The sequence below is a fragment of the Qipengyuania aestuarii genome, assembly GCF_019711535.1.
GTDB classification, from domain to species: Bacteria; Pseudomonadota; Alphaproteobacteria; order Sphingomonadales; family Sphingomonadaceae; genus Qipengyuania; species Qipengyuania aestuarii.
Window position 1 is genome coordinate 266474 of the sequence record NZ_JAIGNP010000002.1, and the last position, 22096, is coordinate 288569.

The 22096-nt window shown below is 62.7% G+C and carries 20 protein-coding genes; 12 read left to right on the forward strand and 8 right to left on the reverse strand.

Features of this window, described 5'->3' with window-relative positions; all coding sequences use genetic code 11:
- Nucleotides 1–11: 11 nt before the first annotated feature.
- From K3175_RS06530 to K3175_RS06545, 4 genes are all read right to left on the reverse strand, one after another.
- Complete coding sequence (locus tag K3175_RS06530) at nucleotides 12–2795, reverse strand: UPF0182 family protein (protein WP_221542579.1); 2784 nt, start codon at nucleotides 2793–2795, stop codon at nucleotides 12–14.
- On the reverse strand, nucleotides 2792–4135 hold the full coding sequence (locus K3175_RS06535; RefSeq protein WP_221542580.1) for a DUF2254 domain-containing protein: 1344 nt from the start codon (nucleotides 4133–4135) through the stop codon (nucleotides 2792–2794). The genes K3175_RS06530 and K3175_RS06535 overlap by 4 nt, the downstream gene beginning before the upstream one ends.
- Nucleotides 4132–5316, reverse strand: coding sequence for a potassium channel family protein (locus K3175_RS06540; RefSeq protein ID WP_221542581.1), 1185 nt, complete (start codon nucleotides 5314–5316; stop codon nucleotides 4132–4134). The genes K3175_RS06535 and K3175_RS06540 overlap by 4 nt, the downstream gene beginning before the upstream one ends.
- 486 nt (nucleotides 5317–5802) lie before the next feature.
- Nucleotides 5803–6543 carry a DUF4136 domain-containing protein gene (locus K3175_RS06545; protein WP_224812473.1) on the reverse strand — a complete coding sequence of 247 codons (741 nt, stop codon included), beginning with the start codon at nucleotides 6541–6543 and terminating at the stop codon, nucleotides 5803–5805.
- 259 nt (nucleotides 6544–6802) lie between these two features.
- Here K3175_RS06545 and K3175_RS06550 point away from each other — a divergent pair, with 259 nt between their 5' ends.
- From K3175_RS06550 to K3175_RS06570, 5 genes are all read left to right on the forward strand, one after another.
- Nucleotides 6803–7549, forward strand: a complete 747-nt coding sequence (locus tag K3175_RS06550; protein ID WP_221542582.1) for a YebC/PmpR family DNA-binding transcriptional regulator — start codon at nucleotides 6803–6805, stop codon at nucleotides 7547–7549.
- A 137-nt stretch (nucleotides 7550–7686) separates the two neighbouring features.
- Nucleotides 7687–8169: a crossover junction endodeoxyribonuclease RuvC gene (gene ruvC / locus K3175_RS06555; protein ID WP_221542583.1), complete on the forward strand. Its 483-nt coding sequence runs from the start codon at nucleotides 7687–7689 to the stop codon at nucleotides 8167–8169.
- Nucleotides 8170–8286: 117 nt separating this feature from the next.
- Complete coding sequence (locus K3175_RS06560; RefSeq protein WP_221542584.1) at nucleotides 8287–8634, forward strand: ArsC family reductase; 348 nt, start codon at nucleotides 8287–8289, stop codon at nucleotides 8632–8634.
- Nucleotides 8635–8689: 55 nt separating this feature from the next.
- A complete protein-coding gene (locus tag K3175_RS06565; protein ID WP_247710763.1) occupies nucleotides 8690–9745 on the forward strand; it encodes a glycerophosphodiester phosphodiesterase family protein in 1056 nt (351 codons plus the stop codon).
- Nucleotides 9746–9782: 37 nt separating this feature from the next.
- Complete coding sequence (locus tag K3175_RS06570) at nucleotides 9783–10277, forward strand: nucleoside deaminase (protein WP_221542585.1); 495 nt, start codon at nucleotides 9783–9785, stop codon at nucleotides 10275–10277.
- A gap of 28 nt (nucleotides 10278–10305) precedes the next feature.
- On the opposite strand, the gene ubiG is transcribed toward K3175_RS06570, so the two are convergent.
- Nucleotides 10306–11067, reverse strand: a complete 762-nt coding sequence (ubiG, locus tag K3175_RS06575) for a bifunctional 2-polyprenyl-6-hydroxyphenol methylase/3-demethylubiquinol 3-O-methyltransferase UbiG (RefSeq protein ID WP_221542586.1) — start codon at nucleotides 11065–11067, stop codon at nucleotides 10306–10308.
- A gap of 53 nt (nucleotides 11068–11120) precedes the next feature.
- Here ubiG and K3175_RS06580 point away from each other — a divergent pair, with 53 nt between their 5' ends.
- Nucleotides 11121–12401 carry an aspartate kinase gene (locus K3175_RS06580; protein ID WP_224812467.1) on the forward strand — a complete coding sequence of 427 codons (1281 nt, stop codon included), beginning with the start codon at nucleotides 11121–11123 and terminating at the stop codon, nucleotides 12399–12401.
- 6 nt (nucleotides 12402–12407) lie between these two features.
- On the opposite strand, the gene K3175_RS06585 is transcribed toward K3175_RS06580, so the two are convergent.
- Nucleotides 12408–13382, reverse strand: a complete 975-nt coding sequence (locus tag K3175_RS06585; RefSeq protein WP_221542587.1) for a sensor domain-containing diguanylate cyclase — start codon at nucleotides 13380–13382, stop codon at nucleotides 12408–12410.
- A 129-nt stretch (nucleotides 13383–13511) separates the two neighbouring features.
- Between K3175_RS06585 and purT the strand changes: the two genes are divergently transcribed.
- Entirely contained in the window at nucleotides 13512–14684 is a 1173-nt protein-coding gene (gene purT / locus K3175_RS06590) for a formate-dependent phosphoribosylglycinamide formyltransferase (protein WP_221542588.1), read from the forward strand.
- Here the strand turns inward: purT and K3175_RS06595 are convergent.
- Nucleotides 14672–16486: an SLC13 family permease gene (locus K3175_RS06595; protein ID WP_221542589.1), complete on the reverse strand. Its 1815-nt coding sequence runs from the start codon at nucleotides 16484–16486 to the stop codon at nucleotides 14672–14674. The genes purT and K3175_RS06595 overlap by 13 nt on opposite strands.
- A gap of 104 nt (nucleotides 16487–16590) precedes the next feature.
- On the opposite strand from K3175_RS06595, the gene K3175_RS06600 reads away from it, so the two are divergent.
- From K3175_RS06600 to K3175_RS06620, 5 genes are all read left to right on the forward strand, one after another.
- Nucleotides 16591–17607: an NAD(P)H-dependent flavin oxidoreductase gene (locus K3175_RS06600; protein ID WP_221542590.1), complete on the forward strand. Its 1017-nt coding sequence runs from the start codon at nucleotides 16591–16593 to the stop codon at nucleotides 17605–17607.
- A gap of 1 nt (nucleotide 17608) precedes the next feature.
- Complete coding sequence (locus tag K3175_RS06605) at nucleotides 17609–17935, forward strand: hypothetical protein (RefSeq protein WP_221542591.1); 327 nt, start codon at nucleotides 17609–17611, stop codon at nucleotides 17933–17935.
- A gap of 71 nt (nucleotides 17936–18006) precedes the next feature.
- Nucleotides 18007–18861, forward strand: coding sequence for a formyltetrahydrofolate deformylase (gene purU, locus K3175_RS06610; protein ID WP_221542592.1), 855 nt, complete (start codon nucleotides 18007–18009; stop codon nucleotides 18859–18861).
- Nucleotides 18862–18927: 66 nt separating this feature from the next.
- Nucleotides 18928–19791, forward strand: a complete 864-nt coding sequence (locus K3175_RS06615) for a dienelactone hydrolase family protein (protein ID WP_221542593.1) — start codon at nucleotides 18928–18930, stop codon at nucleotides 19789–19791.
- The gene (locus K3175_RS06620) at nucleotides 19791–21050 is read left to right on the forward strand and encodes a serine hydrolase domain-containing protein (RefSeq protein ID WP_247710764.1); all 1260 of its coding nucleotides are present in this window, start codon (nucleotides 19791–19793) and stop codon (nucleotides 21048–21050) included. Before K3175_RS06615 ends, K3175_RS06620 begins: the two co-directional genes overlap by 1 nt.
- Nucleotides 21051–21078: 28 nt before the next feature.
- Here K3175_RS06620 and K3175_RS06625 read toward each other — a convergent pair whose 3' ends face one another.
- Nucleotides 21079–22029 carry a complex I NDUFA9 subunit family protein gene (locus K3175_RS06625; protein WP_221542594.1) on the reverse strand — a complete coding sequence of 317 codons (951 nt, stop codon included), beginning with the start codon at nucleotides 22027–22029 and terminating at the stop codon, nucleotides 21079–21081.
- Between the last annotated feature and the right edge of the window lie 67 nt (nucleotides 22030–22096).

Here is a 22096-nt window from a genome sequence, read left to right on the forward strand (position 1 = left end):
CACCTTTCCGACTAGCTTTCGCTGGTCTGTTCCTGTTCGGCGGCTTCGGTCGGCCCGGGGACGGATGGTTCCTCTTCCGCGAAGAGGGCGGCCACCGCCTGTTTCAGCGTCGGGCGCATGAGCACGCGGTCGCCGAAGACGATCACGACCTGTTTGAGTTCGGGGATGCTGGCGAGCTGGGCGCCGAGCAGTTCGGACACGCTCGACTTGTCGGCCTGCACGAACAGCGGCTGGACATAGATCACCGCATTATCCAGCGGCACCGCCAGCAGGCGGCCGCGCGACACGCGCGAACCCGATTGCATGCGCAGCGTCATCCAGGCCGAAATCCGCTCGTCCTGGTCGATCCGCGCCTGCGCCTGCGAGGGGCCGATCACGGTATCGTCGGGCGGGAAGCTGTAGGATGTGAGCTTGCCCAGCCGGTCCTGGTCGCTGCCGCCGACGAGATAGCCCGACAGGACGTTGCGGTTTTCCGGGCTGAAGGGCTGGACGATGGCGAATTCGGGTTCGCCATGGCCGGGAAAGCGGGTGCGCAGCCAGTAGGGTTTCAGATCGACATTGCGCTCTTCATGTTCGGGCCGCGCCCGTTCGCGCCGCAGCGAGATGAAGTCCGCATCGTGCGGGATGCGCCATGCGCCCTCGCGGGTGTAATAGGCGTCGCTGGCGCGCATGTGGTAATCGGCCCAGATCACCGACTGGATCTGGAACAGGTCCTGCGGATAGCGGAAATGCGCCCGGACCTGCGCGCTGGCTTCCTCCACCGGGCGGAACAGCTCGGGAAAGGCGTTGCGCCAGGCCTGCAGCACGCGGTCGCTCTCGTCGGTGATGTAGAAGGTGATCCGGCCGTCATAGGCATCGACCACCGCCTTGACGCTGCCGCGCACGTAATTGGCGCGGTTGCTGCGGCGTTCGAGCAGGCGGATGAATTCTTCCGGGATGATCCCCGTCTCTTCCTGCTTGCCCTGGAAGATCTGCGAGAAATCGCCCAGATTGATGCGCTTGGAATAGGGCATCATGTCGCTGGCGGTGTAACAGTCGATCACCCATTTGATGCGCCCGTCGGCGGCGATGGGATAGGGATCGGCATCGACCTCGAGGAAGGGCGCCACGCGCTGCACCCGCTCGCGCACATTGCGGTGGTAGAGCACCCGGCTGTCGTCCGACAGCAGCGTGGTCAGCGCCAGGCGCAGGTCCCAGAACCGGATCGCGAACAGCAGGCGCGAGAACAGCCCGTCGATCGCCACCCCGGTGCCGCCGGCGAAATCGTGCTTGGCGAAGCTGCGCCCTTCGCGCGGGCGGTCGAGCTCCACCGTCTCGCTGTTCACGATCGAGAATTCGGGCGAGCTTTCGCCGAAATAGATGCGCGGATTGCGCACCGAGGTCGGTCCGCTGCCCGTGGTCGGGATGTCCGAGGTAAGGAAGACCGGCAGCCCCGCCTCGCTCGCATCGGCCACGGCGGCCGAAACGAGGCCGTAACCATGCGTGTAGATCAGCCGTTCCGACTGCCACCGGCGCGAGCGTTCGGGCAGCTGCTCGGTATCCACTTCGCGCGCGGCGATCATCACCGGCTGCAGCTCGCCGTCGATCATGTAGCGGTCGACGTCGATATCGACGAAGTCGTAATAGGCGCGGAAGGCCTGCAATTCGCGGAAATTGATCAGCAGCGTGGCCGGGTCCCACAGGCGCAGCGTTTCGAGCAGCGGCCGGTCGGCGCGGATGGCCTCGATGTCGCCGGTCTGGGTGACGCCCGCCGTGCGCCGCTCGACATGGTCGAGCCCGAAGCCGTAGCGGGTGAACTGGAGATGGTCCTCGATATAGGGCCGCTCGCGCTCCAGCTCCTGCGGTTCGACGATGATGAGCTGGAAGAGGTTGGGGTAGAACCGCACGATCGAGAGGCCGATCAGGATCAGCCAGACCATCACGATGGTCGGGATGATCCACCCGGGGCGCCGGATGTTTACCTGGAACATCACGAAACCCGCCACCACCGCCGCGGCGACGAATTTATAGGCCAGCAGGCTGGCGTTGGAATCGGTGAAGCCCAGTCCCGTCACCACCCCGCGTTCGGAATAGCTGAGCAGATGCAGTTCCAGCAGCATGCCCCACCCGATCAGCGCCATCAGCGCGAAAACCAGCGCGGAAATGTGCAGATTGACCTGGAACGGCAGCATGGAATGCGGTGCCTGCGGACGGATGCCGCCGAAGATGTAGCTGGTGACCAGCGTCAGGATCAGCGTCACCAGCACGCAGACGAACAGCCAGTGATTGATGAGCACATGCAGCGAAAGCTCGAACATGAAATAGCTCAGATCGCGGCCGAACTGCGGATCGTTGCGGCCCCAGTCCACGCGGTTCGTCCACAGCATGTAGGTCTGCCAGCGGGGATAGGTCTGCAGGCCGACCAAAAGGCCGCAGATCAGCGAGACGGTCATCACGATGGGGCGGAAATAGGGTTCGAAGGACCGCCGCCAGGCATCCACCCGCCGCTCGTCCGCGGAAATGACGCGGTCGGCCCGCGCCAGCTTGTAGGCCAGCGACATGTTCAGCGCCACGAAGCCGGACATGGCGAGGAAGGGCACCAGACCCATCCAGATCTTGGTCTTCACCACGGTCAGATAGACGTCGAGATAGCCGATCTCGTCGAACCACAGCACGTCGGTATAGAACTGCGCCGAGAAGATGACGGCGAGAAGGAAGGTGCACATTCCCAGCACCCAGTAGAACAGCGTGCTGGTCACTCCGCCGATCAGGAAGAAGGTCGCCGCGCGGACCATGGTTGCGGGGCGCCAGCTCATGACAGCCTCGGCGGTTTGCCGGACAGGGCAATTTCCACCGCGCGGGCCGCCCGCTGGATCTTGCCAAGGTCTTCTTCCTCGCGCACGGCCCGGTCGACCGCCCGTTGCACCAGTTCCATATGGTGCGCGACGGCATCACCTTCCTGGTCGCTCTCCACCGCCGCGCGGCCGACATCGGCCAGCATTTCGGACAGGCGCAGCATGACCGCCATGTCGCTGGGGCATGTCCGGCGCAGCGGAGTGACGACCATGTCGAGATAGGCTTCGAACGACCGGCGCGGCACGGCGACGCGGACATTCCCGTCATCGTCTTCCAGCAGAAGATTGCCGAGCCGGTGCTGGCAAAGTTGCACCAGGACGATTTCGGCCGATCGGATCGATGCGCAGGCAGTCGTCGGATCGTTGATCGCGGTGGACACGGCGCGCAGAGCAATATCGACCAGCTGGGTCAGCCCGAAGGCGACATCGGCCTGCACGCTGCGTTCGCGGCCGATCTGCATCGACTTGGCGATTTTCGCCCGCAAATCGTCTTCGTCTTCGGGCAGTTGCCCATCGGGATCCGCCGCCCACACCCAGGCCAGCGCGGTGTCCTTCACGGCCTGATCGCCCAGCATGTAGACATAGTGGATGACGAGGTCGTTCTCCGCCGCATAATCCAGCAGCAGATCGGCGTTGATGCGCTGGATGATGCCTGAGGACGTGGCCCTCACCGGAACCGCCCGATCGGGAATTTCGGGCAGGTCGGGCTTGGGATCGCCTTCTTCGCGGCGTTCGTAATTGGCAGTCAGCGCCCAGACCGTGCGTTTTTCGACATGGCGCAGGATTTCTTCGATCCGGATCGCGTGCACGATATGGTGGATGAAATAGACGAAGGCCGCCACGCTGATCAGGGCGAAGATGAAGGCCAGCGTCACTGCCAGCTGCGGGACGACCACCGTGTCTTCACGGATCGATCGCAGCACCGCCAGGCAATAGACGAAGGTGAAGATGAACACCGCCAGCGTCAGCTGGGTCGCTCGGTCGCGAATGAACTGGCGCGGCACGCGCGGCGAATACTGTGCGGCCGCGACCTGCAGCGCCACGATGGTGACCGAAAAGGCGATCGTGACGACGGTCAGCGAGGTCGACGCCACGGTTTCCACCAGATTGCGCGCGCCTACCGGCCCCCCGGTGGTCAGCAATCCGCCGAGGCTGGCCGAAGTCGTGACGTCGAGCCGGGTGACGAAGGTCGCCGTCAGGATCCCGGCGAAGATCGCGATCATCGGGAAAATCCAGAATGCCTGATGGATCAGCATTCTCAACTTCCCCAGCAGGGCCGAAGTGTTGACCAGCATCTTCATGCGTTCGACCGCTTGAAGAGCAGGCGCTGCGGCCCCTGCTTCGGCCCCCGGCTGAGCGCGCCGAGGAGATAGGAGGAACGGCGCGGACGCAGGTCTTCCACATAGCCCAGGTCATGCGCGATCGTGGCGACGAAGGCCTGTGTCTTGCGGTCCGCCGGAAGCCATTCGAGATAGTTGCGATAGGCGTCGGACGTGTCGAAGGACTGGTCGACGATCGTTTCGAGGCAGCGACAGTTGGAAAGGAACCGCTGGACCGACCGGCTGGCTGCCCAGTCTTGGCCGGAAAACGCTTCCTGAAATTCCGTGTAGGAAACCGGCGGGCTGTGATCCGCTTCCCCCACCGGTACATAGGCTTCGCCGAGGTCTCTCACGAGGTCTTGCATGCCCGCCTTGAGCGCCTGCAGATCGGGCAAATGCTGCGCGAGGCCGGGGTGGCAGTGGGTCAGCGTATCGGCCAGCGTACCGAGGACGTGGATAGTGCGCGGAAGACTGCGCTCTTCGGCGCGAGGCCGGTAGAAATAGACGATGGGATAGCGGCTGAGCCCCTGGTGGAGACCAATGACCCCGTCATGCAGGCGGCTGAGCAGGCTCTTGAGTTCCGACAGATCGCTACGGCTGAGATGCTTCGAAACGCTTTCCATTGGGTCGCCGCTGCGGCCGAGGCGGTGGTGCAAATCGGCCACGAGCCGGTCGTATTTCAGGATGCTGCGGTGGACGCTGAGGAAGTAGGTGATGGAGAAGGTGAGGATCACCGTGCCCAGCAGCGCTTCCAGTGCCACCGCGATGGAATACATCATGTTCGACGGGCTGATTTCCACGAAGCCGATGGTGGAAAGCGTGACCCAGCTCAGGCGGAAAGCGGCCGGGAGGCTGGGCTGCGATCCGCCGCCGGTGATGAAATCGCCGAACGACATGCCGCCGTAGAAGATGAGCGCAAAGCCGGTGACGATGCCGCCGATCCACAGGGAGATCATGAGGCCGATCATCAGCGGGGCGGCGAGACTGAGCGCGCCCTGCGCCACGGGATAGGGAAGCAGCTTTGCCAGGTGGCGCCAGATCCACCAGAACAGGCGATAGGCTTTTGTAGAAAAAAGACTGCGCCCGCTCGCGTCAAGGATGGTCAGCAACGCATCAAGGATGGTGAGCGCAAGCAGCAATATGCCAATAGCAGTAAGTAGCATTAATGCTCATCCCAGATATCTTATTTCATAACTTACTTCGGTTATGTTCTTGATTTGAAAAAGATATCAGAATGGGTCCTAGGCAAATAGTGAACCCTTAAGTAACTACCCGTAGGTCACATTAAGTATTTACATCGGCCAAAACTCGGCGAAACAATGCTATAGGCACCTGTTTTTGTAAGTTGCCTTTTTGTTACTTTCTTGTCGGGACGATATATTTATAAGATGAAATGTATCTAAAATTCAGCAATCCACCATTTGCCCTCCGGCTTGTACCCAAACGACAATTTGGGAAATGCCTTGCAGGTCGTTTGCAGTAACCGGTGTTAACCGCCTGTCCGCGAATTGGGTAAGCCCCGCGATACGTCGTTGCCGCTGCGAAAACTCGGTCTCTCGCAAGGGCCGGACGCGAAACATGTGCGGGCACGAAAAAGGGCGGCCCGATCAAGGCCGCCCTTCGTAATTTCCCGTCCTTGGGAGGAGTTATCAGTCGAGCCGGCGGATCGAATTCTCGTCTTCCGGCTTGACCGTGATGCGGACCGTTTCGCCCGAACGCCCGGGGAAGTCGGTGAACATCGCTTCGACCAGATTGGGTACCAGGTAGCCGAGCCGGTCGGAGCGCGAGAGTGCCTGGGCCTTGCCCTCGAACAGCCGTTCGCCGGTAGCCTGACGGTCGATCTTCATGTCGATGCCGCTGGTATAGACCGTGTAGCTCGTCACTTCCGGCCCGCCGAACCACGGATCGTAAAAGCCGTAGCCCCAGCGGCCGCCGGCATAACCCGAGCGGATCAGGCGCCCGTCACGGGTGCGGTAGTAGCGGGGACGATAGAACGGCGAGCGGTAACCGAAGCTGGAGCGATAGCCGTACCACGGAGAGTAGAACGGATCGCTGAAGCCGGTCGAGCGGATCCGCTCGCGGCCGTTGTCGACGCCGTAATCGAAGCGAACGAGCAAGGTGGCGTCTTCGGGCGAAGCAGCCTGGGCATAGCCGAGGCGCGCCATTTGGGCTTCGACCAGATCGGCATATTGCGCGAATTCGAGACCGCCGGCCAGCGCCGGGTCGTCGGCCACCACGGCAAAGCTTTCGCCCTGCGGGGCGGGCAACTGGGTCTGGAAGCGCGAGACATCGGCGTTGAAACCGGTCGCGCAGGCAGACAGGCCTGCGAGGATCATGGGAATGGAGGCCAGCTTCAAGGTGCGCCCCCAACCCTTGTTACGGGTAGTCATAGCTTGGGTCCTTTCAGATCGCGCATGTCCGGATTGCTGCACGCATCCCCTCGATACACGAATAGTTTTCATGTGTCGCTGCGTGCCATTTCCCCAAGGCATTCTGCCAGCGAATGATCACGCTTCTAGAGGGCGCGCCATTAACGCCCTTTGAATATGCCGATTCACAAATGATGTACATCGCGCGAGACTTGTCGGCAGGGGCGCGAAGGGGCTAAGGGTCGCCGCGATTCCAAACAACCAGCGGCAAGCGAGACTCATGGCAGGCCATTCCAAGTTCAAGAACATTATGCACCGCAAGGGTGCGCAGGACAAAAAGCGATCCAATCTCTTTTCCAAGCTGAGCCGCGAAATCACCGTGGCCGCGAAGATGGGCATGCCCGATCCGGACATGAACCCGCGCCTGCGCCTGGCGGTCAATGCCGCCAAGAGCCAGTCGATGCCCAAGGACAATATCCAGCGCGCGATCGACAAGGCTTCGGCAGCCGATGGCGAGAATTACGAAGAAGTGCGCTATGAAGGCTATGGCCCGGGCGGCAGCGCGATCATCGTCGAAGCGCTGACCGACAACCGCAACCGCACCGCCACCGCCGTGCGCACCGCCTTTTCGAAGAACGGCGGCAATCTCGGCACCGAAGGCAGCGTGCAGCACGGCTTCGAACGGCTCGGCCTGATCGAATATCCGGCCAGCGCGGGTGACGAGGAAAAGGTCCTCGAAGCCGCGATGGAAGCGGGTGCGGAAGACATCGAAAGCAGCGAGGATGGCCACACCATCTGGACCGCCGCCGACGATCTTCACGGCGTTGCGACCGAGCTGGAAAAATCGCTGGGCGAGGCAGAAACGGTCAAGCTGGCGTGGAAGCCCAATCTCACCGTCGACATGGACGAAAAGACCGCCGGCACGCTGATCAAGCTGATCGACGCGCTGGAAGACGATGACGATGTCCAGACCGTGTGGGGCAATTACGAGATCTCCGACGAGGTGATGGACAAGGTTTCGGCCTGAGGTCCGCGGGCCGGTGAAATGGCGCGAGGCGGCGATCCTGATCCTTCTGGGCGGCGCCTTGCTGCTCGCGATGCTGTGGCGCTTCGGCTTCCGGATCGGGTTGTGACCGCCGCCGACCTGCCAGGCGCCACCGGCCGGTGATCATCCTCGGTCTCGACCCCTCGCTCAGCTGCACCGGCTGGGGCGTCATCCGGGCCGAAGGCTCGCGCCTCGCGCATATCGCTAACGGGCAGGTGCCGACCCCGGCCAAAGCGCCCATGGCAGAGCGGCTGGCGATGCTGCAGGCGGCGCTGGCCGAAGTCATCGCGGCGCACCGGCCTTTGCGTGCGGCGGCAGAGGAAGTCTTCGTCAACAAGAACCCGCAGTCGACGCTCAAGCTCGCCCAGGCCCGCGGCGCCGTGCTGGCGGCCTGCGGCGCGGCCGGACTGCCGGTCAACGAACATGCGGCGCGGCTGGTGAAGAAAGCCGTGGTCGGCACCGGCGCGGCGGACAAGGCGCAGGTCCAGGCCATGCTGAAAGTGTTGCTGCCCGGCGCGGTAATCGCGGGTGCCGACGCCGCCGATGCGCTGGCCGTGGCGATTGCCGATGCGCATCTTTCCTACACGCCGCTGCCGCGCTAACCCTTGCGCATCGGACCTCTTTCACCTTCACAAACCGGCGAAAAAGGTCCGTTTCATCCCCCGGCGTTTGTTGCGTCTGGACCGTGCTCCATCTGCTCCATCCTGTAGGATTGCATCATGACCATCCAGCTTTACGGCATCCCCAATTGCGACACCGTCAAGAAGGCGCGGCGCTGGCTGGATGCGCAGGGCGCCGACTACGCCTTTCACGATTACAAGAAGGAAGGCGCGGATGCGGGCCGGCTTGCCTCGTGGAGCGATGCGGTGGGCGTCGAAGCCCTGCTGAACAAGCGCGGCACGACGTTCCGCAAACTGCCCAATGCGGACAAGGAAGATATCGACCGCGCGAAGGCGATAGACTTGATGGTGCAACATCCAAGCCTGATCAAACGCCCCGTCGTCGAATATGACGGCGGCATCATGGTCGGTTTTACGGAGGATGAGTGGGCGCAGGCGCTGGCCTAGGCCCCCTGCGTCGCCCACTGAACAGATGCCGTCCCAAGGAAGAAGGCTTGTGAATATGGTCCCGCAATTAGCCCGTATGCTCCCCTCATTGCTGCTACCCCTGCTGGCGCTGGCGGCAGCGCCCACGGTGCAGGCCGAAGACATGCTGGTGATCGCTCACCGCGGTGCGAGCGGGGAGCGGCCCGAACACACGCTGGCGGCTTACGAGCGCGCGATCGACCAGGGGGCGGATTACATCGAGCCCGATCTGGTGGTGACCAAGGATCTCGTCCTCGTCTCGCGCCATGAGAACGAGCTGTCCGACACGACAGACGTCGCCGCGCGAGAGGAATTCGCCGATCGCAAGCGCACCAAGACGATCGACGGCCGCCAGATTTCGGGCTGGTTCGCGGAAGATTTCACGCTGGCCGAACTGCGCAGCCTGCGCGCCACGGAACGCCTGCCCGGCCTGCGCCCGGCCAATGCGAGCTTCGACGGGCTCTATCCGGTGCCGACCTTTGCCGAGATCGTGCAGCTGGTCCGCGCCAAGGAGGCCGAGACGGGGCGTACCATCGGCCTTTATCCCGAATTGAAGCACCCGACTTTCCTGTTGCAGGAATCGGGCATCGACAGCGTCGACCTGCTGGTGACTGCGCTGCGCGAGGCCGATCTCGACGATGCCGACGACGCGATCTTCGTGCAGAGCTTTGAAGTCGGCCCGCTCCGGCGGCTGGACCAGCTCATCGATGTGAAGCTGGTGCAATTGGCCGTCACCGGCGCGGGCCCTGCCGACGAACCCGCCTTTAGCTATGAAGACATGATGGCCCCGGCCGGTCTCGCCGAAATCGCGACCTATGCCGATGCCATCGGAGTGGACATGCGCCTTCTTGCCGGACCCGACGGTTCGCCGACTACGCTGGTCGCAGACGCCAAGGCTGCCGGTTTGCAGGTCCACGTCTGGACGCTGCGCAAGGAAAACGCGTTCCTTCCGTCAAGCCTGCGCCGTAGCGGCGGCGATGGCGCGCGCGGCGATGTGGCGGGGCTGGTCGCCCTGCTCTCCGCACAGGGGGTCGACGGGGTGTTCACCGATGATCCAGGGCCGGTCAACGCAGCGCTTTCCGGCGCGAACTGAGGCGGGAAAGGAAGCTGCCCGCCTTCGTTGTTGGGGCATGCGACACGAAGACGAACACTGGATGCGCCAGGCGCATGATCATGCGGTGGCCGAAAAGGGCAGCGATCCCGCCAATACGCCGATCGCCGCGCTTCTGGTGCTCGATGGCAAGGAAGTGGCACGCGGCGTCAACCGCACCGAAGAATGCTGCGATGCGACCGCCCATGCCGAAATCGTGACTTTGCGAAGCGGCGGGCAGGCGCATGGGGACATGCGCATCGAGGGCGCCACGCTTTATTCCACGCTCCAGCCCTGCGGCATGTGTACCTTTGCCAGCATCTGGGCCGGCGTCAGCCGCATCGTTTATGCCGCGGGGCGCGACGATGTGCATGAAATGTATTTCGAGGACCGCCATCTCTCCACGCTCGATTACGTGGCCGATGCCTACAAGGACGATCTGGAACTGGTCGGCGGCGTGCTGGCACAGGAGTGCGCGCAGCTCTATTTCCGCCCCGGTGACGAGGTTCCCGAAGAGGATCAGGCTAATGAATAGGCAGGCCTGCGATCAGGCAGGCTAGCGATCAAGCTGGGCGGCGCGCGGTGACGATGTAGTTGAGTGACAGGTCGTCCGAGAGGTGAAGGCCCTTCATCGGCGAAAAGGCGATGCCCTTGGGATCGCCCGTGGAGAGACCGGCCTCTGCCAGAATGTCAGCCAGTTCTTCCGGCGTAATGAAATCGTCCCAGTGATGCGTGCCACGCGGGATCAGGCCGAAGCCTTCCGCTGCGCCGATCATCAGCGTGCGCGAGCGCAGGGTCCGGTTGGGCGTGGACAGCACCATCAGCCCCCCGGGCGCCAGACGCGCGGCGATTTCGCGGGCAAAGGACTGCTTGTCGGCCACATGCTCGATCACCTCCATCGCGGTGACCAGATCGAAAGTGCCGATGTCCTGCGCCGCCAGTTCGCCCGCCATATAGCGGATGTCGAGGCCCGAGCGATCGGCATGAACCGCAGCGGCAGCCGTGTTTTCAGGCGCTGCATCGACGCCGGTCACATCCGCACCGAGCCGCGCCAGCGGTTCGCACAGCAACCCTGCGCCGCAGCCGACGTCGAGCGCGCTCTTGCCTGCCAGCGGCTTCGGATCGCGAATGTCGCCCGCCCAGTGCAGATCGATGGCTTCGCGAATGAACGCCAGGCGCACGGGGTTGAGCTTGTGGAGCATGGCGGACGATCCCTTGGGATCCCACCAATCCTTGGCCAGCTTGCCGAAATGGGCGGCCTCATCCGGGCGGATCGTTTGACCCGCTGAAGTATTGCTTGGACGGCTCGTGGTTGCATCGCTCATGTCGCATGGCTAGCAGCCTCGTTCGAACCATTCCAGCACGGAGAATTCCTCGCTTGGCCCGTATCGTGATGAAATTCGGCGGCACCTCCATGGCGGGGACGGAACGCATCAGGCGTGTGGCGAATATCGTGCGCAAGCAGCAGGCGGGCGGTAACGAGGTTGCCGTCGTGGTCAGCGCCATGGCGGGCGAGACCGATCGCCTGGTCAATTTCTGCCGCGAGGCGAACGCGCTTTACGATCCTGCCGAATACGATGTTGTGGTGGCAAGCGGCGAACAGGTCACGTCAGGCCTGCTCGCGCTCACGCTGCAGTCGGTCGGCTGCAAGGCGCGCAGCTGGCTCGGCTGGCAGCTGCCGGTGCGCACGATCGAAGCCCATGCCAAGGCGCGCATTTCGGATATCGATGCCGATGCGCTGACCGCCTCCATGGCGGCGGGCGAGATTGCTGTGATTCCGGGGTTCCAAGGATTGTCGGACGATGGCCGCATCACCACGCTGGGGCGCGGCGGTTCGGATACGTCGGCAGTGGCCGTGGCGGCCGCGGTCAAGGCCGACCGCTGCGACATCTATACCGATGTGGACGGGGTCTACACGACCGACCCGCGCATCGTCGCCAAGGCGCGCAAGCTGAAGGCGGTGACTTACGAGGAAATGCTCGAACTGGCGAGCGTCGGGGCCAAGGTTCTGCAGACCCGCAGCGTCGGCCTCGCCATGAAAGAGGGCGTGCGCGTGCAGGTCCTTTCCAGCTTCGTGGGCGACGATGCCGTCCCCGCAGACGAACTTCCGGGGACGATGATCGTCTCGGAAGAAGAAATGCTCGAATTGGTGGAGAAGGGCGAAGTGGAACGCCAGCACGTAACCGGCATTGCGCACGACAAGAACGAAGCCAAGGTCATCCTCACCCGCGTGCCCGACAAGCCGGGCGCGGTGGCCCACATCTTCGAACCGCTGGCCCAGGCCAGCATCAATGTCGACATGATCATCCAGAACGTCGGCCGCGACAAGGGCGAGACCGACGTGACCTTCACAGTGCCCCAGACCGACCTTGCGCGGGCGCAGGCCCTGCTCGAGGACAAGCGCGACGACATCGGTTACAACCGGCTGATCACCGACAGCAAGATCGCCAAGATTTCCGTCGTCGGTGTCGGCATGAAGAGCCACGCCGGTGTCGCGGCGACAATGTTCAAATCGCTCGCCGATCGCGGGATCAACATCCAGGCGATCACAACGTCTGAAATTAAGGTCAGCGTGATGATCGACGAGGACGAAACCGAACTGGCGGTGCGCGTCCTGCACACGGCCTATGGGCTCGATGCGGTAGACGAGGCTGCCTGAGGCTTTTCAGAGCCGGGCTATGTGGCAGCGGTTGCGACCGTCCTTCTTGGCCCGGTAAAGCGCACCATCGGCCCTTGCGGTCCACTCGTCGGGACTGGTGATCCCCGTCTCGTAAGCCGAAATGCCGAAGCTGGCCGTCACATTGAGGCCGGTGTCGCCAATCGTGGTCTGCTCGATTGTCCGGCAGAGCTTCTCGACCAGCTGCATGCCTGACGCGCCGTCCGTATCGGGCAGGAGGATGGCGAATTCTTCGCCTCCGATTCTGGCCAGCACGTCCCAGTCCCGCAGCTCATCCTGACATATGCGGACGAGGCCCTTGAGGACCCTGTCGCCGACGGGATGACCATGAGTGTCGTTGATCGCCTTGAAATGGTCGATATCGAAGATCGCGAGGACGGCCGGGCTACCGCTGCTGCGGCAACGCGCGATTTCCCGCTCGATCTGGTCGAGGAATGTCCGTCTTGCCATGGCGCCTGTGAGGAAGTCGGTCTGCGCCATCCGCCGCATCTCGAGCCAGTCCACGACAAGGAGAGCGAACTCGCTGAGAATTTCGATCTGTTCACCGGTAAATTCGCGCGGCGTCCGGTCCATCGCGCACAGAGCGCCGAGAGCGTGGCGATCGGAGCTGACGAGGGGAATGCCGAGATAGGCTTGGATGGGTTCCGGCCCATTCACACAGGGAAGATCGGCGAAGCGGGGATCTTCAGCGAGGTCGGGGATGACCAGCGGGCTGAGGTTGGAGATGGTGTGCGTGCATATCGAATCGTCACGCGGCGTTTCGGTGTAGGAGAGACCGAGGCGCGCCTTGAACCACTGGCGATCCCTGTCGACAAGGGTCACGGTGGCCATCGGCACGCCGATCATTTTTCGCACGAGCTGCACGATCCGCTCGAAGGGCTTCTCAGGGGCCGTGTCGAGTACATCGAGTCGATGGAGTGCGGCGAGGCGGGCTTCCTCGTCGCGGATAAGGTCTTGCCACATTTCAGCGTTTCCAAAGGCTGGTTTGGCGCGCCGTAACAGATTACCTTTTGCCCGCTAGGGTGAAACGGCTTGGCATGAGCGCCTGCGTCTGCAATCGCTGCCGTTCTGGGAGGACGAGGAAGACAGTCGATGAGCTATACCGCACGTATTCTTTTGTTGGGATCAGGCGAGCTCGGGCGCGAATTCGTTATATCCGCCAAGCGCTTGGGTGCGTGGGTGGTGGCCTGCGATGCGTATGAGAACGCCCCGGCCATGCAGCTGGCCGACGAGCGGGAAGTGTTTTCCATGCTCGATGGCGAAAAGCTTCGCGCCGCGGTCGAGAAGCATCGGCCCGACTATATCGTCCCGGAAATCGAGGCGATTCGCACATCGGTCCTGATGGAGCTGGAGGACGAGGGCTTTACCGTAGTGCCGTCGGCGCGCGCGGCCCAGCTCACCATGAACCGCGATGCCATTCGCGATCTGGCCGCCCAGGATCTGGGGCTGGTCACGTCCAAATATCGCTATGCCAAGAACCTGGAAGAAGTGCAGGCGGCCGCAGCCCACACCGGGTTTCCCTGCGTTATCAAGCCGGTCATGTCTTCGTCCGGCAAGGGGCAGAGCATGGTTCGCGATGAGACCCGGCTGGAGGAAGCGTGGGATTACGCCTGCGCCAATATGCGCGGGGATCGCCAGCGGGTTATCGTCGAGCAATTCGTCGATTTCGATTACGAGATCACCTTGCTGACGGTGCGCCATGCGGGCGGGATCACCTTCTGTCCGCCGATCGGCCACCGGCAGGAACGGGGCGATTATCAGGAGAGCTGGCAGCCGACCCCGATGTCCGACGCAGCTATCCTGAAAGCGCAGGAGATGGCGAAGAAGGTCGTCGACGATCTGGGCGGCTTCGGGCTGTTCGGCGTGGAGTTTTTCGTGAAGGGCGACGAGGTCATCTTCTCCGAGCTGTCACCCCGGCCGCATGATACCGGAATGGTGACGCTGATCAGCCAGAACCTGACCGAATTCGACCTGCACGCCCGCGCGATCATGGGCCTGCCGATTCCTGCCGATTTGCGGGCGCGGCCTTCCGCCAGCGCTGTGATCCTCGCCGAACGCGACAGCGATCGCCTGGCCTATTCGGGGCTTGCCGAAGCGCTTGGAGAGCCGGGCACCGACCTCAGGATCTTCGCCAAGCCGGACAGCCGCCCCTATCGCCGGATGGGCGTGGCGCTGGCCGCCGCCGGGACGGTCGAGGAGGCGAGGCGCAAGGCGCATGACGCTGCGCACAAGGTGATGATCTCCTACGACCCTCAGCCGAAATAGGTGTCGATCGCGATGCAGGTGGCGATGCCTACGACGATGTTCATGGGCACGCCGATCTTGAGGAAATCCGCAAACCGGTAATTGGCTGCTCCGTAAACGAGTGTGTTGGTCTGGTAGCCGATCGGCGTGGCGAAGCTGGCGCTGGCGCCGAACATCACGGCAACCACCATTTCGCGCGGATCGGCCCCGGTGACTTGTGCCAGCCCGATGGCTATCGGCGTCAGGATCACGGCGACGGCATTGTTGGTCACGCTTTCGGTAAGCACGCTGGCCAGAGCATAGACCGCAAGGAGCATCATCAGCGGTGTCGCGGAAGCGAAGAAGGGGCGGGCCCAGCTCACGATAAGTTCGACCGTACCGGCGTTTTCGAGGCCGACTCCAAAGGCCAGCATGCCGAAGATGAGAACCAGCGTATTGCCGTCGATAGCGCTCCAGGCTTCCTCGGGTTCGAGGCAGCGGGTCAGCAGGACGACGCCTGCCCCCAGAAGCGCCAGCGCCTGAATGGGTAGATCGAAGACGGCGGCAAGCACGACCACGCCGATCAGGGTGGCGATCGCGATCGGGGCGCGCTTGCGGCGAAAGGCGCGGGTCGGAGCCTCGCTCACCGTGCCGAGACCGACATTGCCGCTCAGCGCCTGTGCCGCGTCAGCGCCCCCGGCGATAAGAAGGCGGTCGCCCGCGCGCACGCGGACTTCCGCGAGTTCAGGCCCGGCGATATGGCGTGGGCGCGACAGTCCGAGCACGCGAACCTTCAGCTTGGACAGCATGGGAATGTCGGCGAGACGGCGACCGATGATCGGATGCGAGGACGAGACGACCGCTTCCACCAGGGCGAGATCGCGTGGACGGTCAGGCCCGGCAGTGGACACGCCGCCGCCCACACCCGTGAGGCCGGTGCGAAAATCGAAAGCTTCGGCCAGCGAGGCGAGTTCTGCCGGACTGGCGGTAACCACCAACTGATCGCCCGCGGACAATTCGTGTTTGAAGATATCGTTTCTGGCGATGGTCCCGCCGCGTTTGACGCCGAGAATTTTCACCCCGGGCCGCCGGGCGAGCGGAATACGGCCGACCTTCTGCCCGATAAGGGCGCTGCCCTGCATGACCACGAGATGGGAAAGATAGGCATCGCTTTCGGTCTCGTCTTCATCCAGCGCGCGGGCCGGGCGGTCGGGGAGCAGCCTGGAGCCGAAGAGCGCCAGGAAAAGCGCCCCGGTCCCGGCTGCGGCGAAACCGACCGTGGTGATTTCGAACATGCCGAAAGGCGCCAGCCCCTGTTCCTGCGCCACGCCGTCGACGAGCAGGTTTGTCGACGTCCCGATCAGGGTCAGAGTACCGCCGAGGATGGTCAAATAGGACAGCGGGATCAGCAGCCGCGTGGCAGCTACGCCGAGCGCTTTCGACAATCGTTTGACGATTGGGATCATCACCAGCACGACGGGCGTGTTGTTCATGAACGCAGAAGCCGCCAGCGTTCCGAAGCCGATCTCGGCCACGGCGCGGCGCGGTTTGCGGCGGGTGCGGCGAATAATCCATCCCGATACCTCTTCGAGCGTGCCGGTTCTCAGCAGCGCGCCCGACAGGACGAACATGGCGGCAATGGTGATCGGCGCCGAATTGGAAAAGACGCCGAGCAATTCCTCGGTCGTGAGGAAGCCCAGTACGAACATCGTCAACCCGCCTGCCGCCGCCAGAACCACAGGTGGCAGACGTTCCAGCACGAAGCCTATGAACAGAATTATGAGAAGCGCCAACCCGATATGCGGGTGAAAAGCGGCGAGCGAATCGGGCAGCAGGGCTGGCATGTGACGCGACAGCTATCTGAAAAAAGTTGCGTGCATAGACAAATTCGATTTCAGATCTGATCGCGGCGCTTGCGGCGCGGCTAACTGCGAGATACCCGCTCGTGATGAACGATTTTTCCAAGACCGACCGCCTCATGGAACGCGGCTCCGCCTTTCTCGGCTCGCGCTACGCAATTTTGTGCGGGGCTATGAGCTGGGTGTCCGAACGCCATCTGGTTTCCGCGATCTCCAACGCTGGTGGTTTCGGCGTGATTGCATGCGGCGCGATGACTCCCGAACAGCTCGAAACCGAAATTGCCGCGACGCAGGAGCTGACCGACAAGCCCTTCGGCGTGAACCTCATCACCATGCACCCCCAGCTCTTTGATCTCATCGAGGTCTGCGACAAGGCTGGCGTGAGCCATGTCGTGCTGGCTGGTGGCATTCCGCCCAAGGGTAGCGTCGAAGCGATCAAGGGTGGGCAGAATCCGGCCAAGGTCATCTGCTTCGCGCCGACACTTGCGCTCGCCAAGAAGCTGCTGCGTTCGGGCGCCGATGCGCTGGTGATCGAAGGCATGGAAGCAGGTGGCCATATCGGGCCCGTATCCACCAGCGTGCTGGCGCAGGAGATGCTGCCTGAACTGAGCCAAGACCACATCATCTTCGTCGCCGGCGGAATTGGCCGGGGCAATGCGATGGCAGGTTATCTCGAGATGGGTGCTGCCGGCGTGCAGCTGGGCACGCGTTTCGCCTGCGCAAAGGAAAGCATTGCGCATGAAAACTTCAAGAAGGCCTTTTTCCGGGCCAATGCCCGCGATGCGGTCGCCAGCGTGCAGGTAGACGCCCGCCTTCCGGTCATCCCGGTGCGTGCCTTAAAGAATAAGGGCACCGAAGAATTCACCCAAAAGCAGAGGGAAGTTGCCGGAGTACTCGATCGCAACGAAATCGCGATGGAAGAGGCGCAGCTTCAGATCGAACATTACTGGGCAGGCGCCCTGCGCCGTGCGGTCATCGACGGCGACGTTGAAAACGGCAGCCTGATGGCCGGTCAGTCGGTTGGCATGGTGAAGGAAGAAGAGCCCGCTGCGGACATCATCGCCAAGCTCATGACCCAGAGCGAGGACGCCCTTACGCGGCGCTGACATGCTCATCCACCGCCTCGATCTCGATGTCGCGATCTACCGCAACCGGGTGCAGCTGACGCATCTGCCGACCGACACATTCGTAGACCAGCGGGCGGAGTATGCTTTTTCGACCGACGATTCGCTCGTCGCCCACGGCCGTTTCCTGGAGGATACGATGGTTCGCGCCATCCGCCAGATCGTGGCGACGGGCGGCTTCTCGTTGCGCGATCCCATCGCCCATGTGGTTCGGTGCGATGGGGAACTTACCGACGAGGAACGCGCGGTGATAGAAAGCGCGCTGCGTGAAACCGGCATGAAGAATGTGGTTTTCGAGCTGGGCGACTGACAATCCCAAATTGGCGCCGCCCAAGGCCTTCGCGCTTGCCAGGGCGTGGATCGCCTAAGCATTAGTCAGGCATGCATGAACCCCTCGTCCTCAGTCTGTCCTGCGCGGACCGGCCCGGAATAACCGCTCGCGTCACCTCATTCCTCTTCGACCGGGGCGGCAACATACTCGAAGCGCAACAATTCAACGATCGCGCGTCTGGCTCCTTCTTCATGCGGGTCGAATTCGATCCGGGCGGGGCGGGGCGCGAACAGCTGAGGGAAGATTTTTGCGCTCTCGCCGCAGAGCTGCGGATGGAATGGAAGCTTAGTCTGCGCGATCGGCCCCGGCGCGTGCTGATCATGGTCAGCAAGTTCGATCATTGTCTGGCGGACCTCCTCTACCGCTGGCGGATCGGGGATTTGCCGATGGTGCCAGTTGCGATCGTGTCGAATCATCCGCATGAAGCGATCGAGCATACCCATCTGGGCGATATTCCCTTCCATCACCTGCCGGTGACGGCCGCGACCAAGTCGGCTCAGGAGAAAGAGGTCCGTGAGCTTGCCGAAAATTGCGGGGCAGAACTCGTCATTCTTGCCCGATACATGCAGATTCTATCCGACGAGCAGGCCGCCCATTTCGCCGGTCGCTGCATCAACATCCATCATTCCTTCCTGCCCGGCTTCAAGGGGGCCAAACCCTACCATCAGGCTTACGAGCGCGGGGTGAAGATGATCGGGGCAAGCGCCCATTACGTGACCGCCGATCTCGACGAGGGGCCGATCATTCATCAGGCCGCCGAACCAATCACCCACGCAGACAGCCCCGAAGAGCTGGTGCGCAAGGGGCGTGACATCGAAAGCAGAGTTCTGGCCGAAGCCGTGCGCATGCATCTTGAGGAACGCGTTTTGTTGAACGGTCAGCGAACCGTGGTGTTTCGTAATTGACGCCGTCTTGCACTGCGCCTGCGCACTGCTAGGTTCGGCAGCGGACGGAGGAGTGGAGAGACCTTTATGTGCGATCAGGAACAGCTTGCCCGCTGGGCGAAAAAATCGCTCAATCGCCGGACCTTTGGAGCAGGCGCGATAGCCGGTGCAGCGGCAGCCTGCGCTCCGATGGGAATGGAGAGCGGGGCTGCCGGGTCATCAGTTGTCGGCCGCAAGGTAAGCTTTCGCACAGCTGCCGGAACAATGGACGCAGAATTCTTTCACCCCGAAACGGGTACGCACCCGGGAGTGATCTTCTGGCCCGACATCGCGGGCATTCGCGAAGCGAAGCGGCAGATGGCGCGCCGACTTGCGGCGAGTGGCTATGCGGTGCTGCTGGTCAATCCCTATTATCGCGACGTGAGCGGTGAACAGTTCGTCGATTTTGCCACCTTCGCTGCGAACAAGGGCTTCGAAACCGTGAAACCCTGGCGCGGCAAGCTGGATGCGGAAGCGATCCAGATGGACGGGCGCGCCGCAGCAGGATGGCTGCGGTCCCAGAATGCCGTAGACAAGGCGGCGCGGATCGGCACGCAGGGCTATTGCATGGGCGGCCCCTTCACCATCTGGACGGCGGCCGCCGCGCCCGATGTCGGCGCAGCCTGCAGCTTCCATGGGGGCGGGCTAGTGCGTGAGGGTGAAAACAGTCCGCACCGCATGCTGGATGCGGACGATCATTACCTTATCGCCATCGCCCGGAACGACGATGCCGAACAGCCGCAAGCGAAGACCGCATTGCGCAATGCGGCCAGCGCTGTTGGTGCCGCAGCCGAGATCGAAGTCTATCCTGCCGACCACGGCTGGTGCGTGCCCGACAGTCCCGCCTATGACCGGGAAGCGGCAGAACGCGCATGGTCTCGGCTCCTGGCTACTTACGCGGAGGCCCTTTGATGAACCGTTTCTGGCTGGTGATGGCGGCGGTTGCCCCGCTGTTCTTGCCCACTCAATCCTGGGCGCAGGAGTTCGAGCCTGACTGCGAGCGGATCGCATCCTTCCTCGAAGCCGCAACCGAAGAGGCGCGTGTCGCCGGTGCATCCGCACTGGTGTGGAAGGATGGTTCGGAGCGGTGCTTTACCGCCGCTGGCGAGGCGGATCGCGAGGCGTCCCGCCCCTTCGCCCGCGACACGTTGGTCCAGTTCTTTTCCATGACCAAGCCTGTCACCGGGGTCGCGCTGATGACGCTGTGGGAAGATGGCAAATTCGGGCTGGACGATCCGCTCTACTGGCATTTGCCCGAATACGAGGGGATCGAAGTGCTGACCGGCGAGACCGCCGGCGGCAAGCCCATGACCCGCAAGCCCACCAGGCCCATCACGATCCGGGATGTCCTGCGTCACACCGCAGGATTTACCTATGGCGCGAATGGCGACCCGCAGAACGCTGCGGACCGGGTGTGGGAAGATCTCCAGCCTCTGGATCCCGCCAACACGCTGGCCGAATTTTCACAGAAGATGGCGCAGGTCCCGCTGCTTTTCGATCCCGGAACCCATTGGCATTACAGCGCCGGTGTCGATGTGCAGGCGCGGCTGGTAGAAGTACTTTCGGGAAAGCCGCATGCCGAATATGTGCGCGAGACCATTTTCGAGCCGCTGGGAATGAACGACACCCGCTGGGCACGGTCGGATGAGGATCTGGCGCGGCTTGCCCGGATTTATACCGTGGAGGACGGCAGTTTCGAACCGCTGGCCGAGGACATCTGGCTACAGAACAATTTCAAGGGCAATCCGCTGACCATGGGCGGATCGGGCCTCGTCGGAACGGTGGACGATTACCTGCGCTTTGCGCGTATGCTGCTGAACGAGGGCACGCTTGGCGATGCGCGGATCCTTGACCCTGCGACCATCCGCCTGATGGCCACCGATCATCTCGATCCCCGCATAAGTGATGAAGACCGGTCATGGCTGGTCGGCAAGGGAAGCGGCGGCTTCGGGTTCGATTTTTTCGTGCGAACCGCTTCGCCCGCGACACCCGAGGAGAACCGCGGCACTGTTGGCGAATTCTACTGGGACGGCTGGCCGTCGATGCTGTTCTGGGTCGATCCGCGGCAGGATATGGTCGTGATCTTCGCGACGCAGAAACTGCCGTTCGACAATCAGCTACACCACGATTTTCGCGATGCAGTCTATGGTGACACCTATTCCGGAGAATAGGCGTTCCAGAATTGCCTGTGGCGCGGCTTCAGGCGCTCAGGCGTTCGGCAAAGCGGCCATGCTTGCGAAAGCGTGTCATCCACTTGTCCAGAAATAGCCCGAGCGGCTTGGGTTCGATTCCGAATTTCTCGAAACCGGGCGCCTTGCTTCCGGCGACATTCCCTTCCTTGAGAAGATTCCACTGGTCGCTGCCCATGGGCGTACCCGGAAGCGCCGCGAAGGCGGCAGAAACGCCATCGGGCAGCGGCAGGAAGGTGCGCTTGCGGCGCTGGGCGTCGGCAATGCGCTGATTGATCTCCATCATGGTGAGCTTTTCGGGACCGCCGAGTTCATAGACCATGCCGCCATGCTTGCCCGGTTGTTCGAGGCTCTGTGCGATCGCTTCGGCCACGTCGTCAACATAGACGATCTGCAGCTGGGAATCGGGTCCGAAGACCGGCAGGATCGGCAGCTTCGAAATAAGCTCTCCGAACATGTTGAGAAAATTGTCGTCCTTGCCGAAGATGATCGAAGGCCGGATGATCGTCGCGTTCGGATAAGCCTCTTTTACCAGTTGCTCGCCAAGATGCTTGGCGCTCGCATATTCGTTTTCGGTGTCTTCATCGGGCATCTGCGCGATGGCGCTGACGTGGACGAATGCCTCCGCACCAGCCTTTTGCGCCGCTTCGGCCATCCATCCGGGCGCCACGCCCATCAGTTTTTTCAGATTCCCTTCGAAGCTGCCCACAAGATTGACGACGGCGTCCGCACCCTCGATGCACCGTTCCACGCTCTGCCTGTCGGTCGCGTCCATGCGGACGAACTGCATCTGGCCCAGATTGGCTAGCGGCTTCAGCTTGAACGCCGCTTCGGGATGGCGGCTGCAAATCCGCAGCCGTGCCCCGCGCGAAAGCAGCGCTTGGGCCACGTAATTGCCCAGAAAGCCGGTGCCGCCCATCAGCACCACCATCTTGCCATTCAATGCACCGCTCTTGGCCATGTTCACTTCTCTAACAGATTGTTTAAATTGCCTGCTGCCGCCCTAGCCACAACCGGTGAACACCTGC